This is a genomic window from Sporolactobacillus sp. KGMB 08714 (genome assembly GCF_036598985.1).
Classification (GTDB): domain Bacteria; phylum Bacillota; class Bacilli; order Bacillales; family Sporolactobacillaceae; genus Sporolactobacillus.
Map to the genome: position 1 here is coordinate 1 of NZ_JAUUBW010000068.1, position 759 is coordinate 759.

General features: G+C 43.6%; 1 protein-coding gene. It reads right to left on the reverse strand.

The window, feature by feature from the left end; all coding sequences use genetic code 11:
- Positions 1-148: 148 nt before the first annotated feature.
- A complete protein-coding gene (gene tnpA / locus Q6A92_RS18790; RefSeq protein ID WP_332239030.1) occupies positions 149-607 on the reverse strand; it encodes an IS200/IS605 family transposase in 459 nt (152 codons plus the stop codon).
- Positions 608-759 lie beyond the last annotated feature (152 nt).

Genomic DNA, 759 nt, shown 5'->3' on the forward strand with positions numbered 1-759 from the left:
CAATCAAAACCACCCTTCAAAGGGTGGTTTGCTCTAAGGCTATAAGCCTTGGATTACCGACCAGCGTCTCAAGGCGCTGGCCTTCACTTTGTTCAGGCCATATTGCCTTTGCCTCTTTTGCCCACCCATAAATGGGTGTTTGTACCACTCAGCGACCTCTAAAGGGGTCCTCATATTCCCGGACACTTAATTTATCTAGTGCGATATCGTGTTTCTCCTGATCCTGAATATACTTTCGAATGGTTGCTTCATTGAGTCCTACTGTACTTACGTAGTATCCTTCGGCCCAAAAATGTCGATTCCCAAATTTGTATTTCAAGTTTGCATGCTTGTCAAACATCATCAGTGCGCTTTTCCCTTTCAGATAGCCCATGAAACTGGACACGCTCATCTTGGGTGGTATGCTTAAAAGCAGGTGAACGTGATCGGGCATCATGTGTCCCTCAAGGATTTCAACACCCTTGTATCGGCAAAGGTGTCGGATGATCTCCTGAATACTGGCCCGATATTGATTGTAGATTATTTTTCGTCTATACTTCGGTGTGAATACGATATGGTATTTGCACAACCATTTTGTATGGGCTAAACTATTTGTTTGATTAGCCATTCTGTTCTTCCCTTCTTTTAACAATATAGCCTGAACACCTATATTCTATCGAAGGGAAGAATTTTTTGTATAACGGTCTTGGTACTCCCCCCGCATAGCAGGGGGTTTTATGTTTCGCACGCTACGCGTACTCAACGGACTAAAGTCCATAA

Bases quoted from the DNA above. Each gene is read 5' to 3' on its own strand.
- tnpA (WP_332239030.1), bottom strand. From the start codon at position 607: ATGGCTAATCAAACAAATAGTTTAGCCCATACAAAATGGTTGTGCAAA.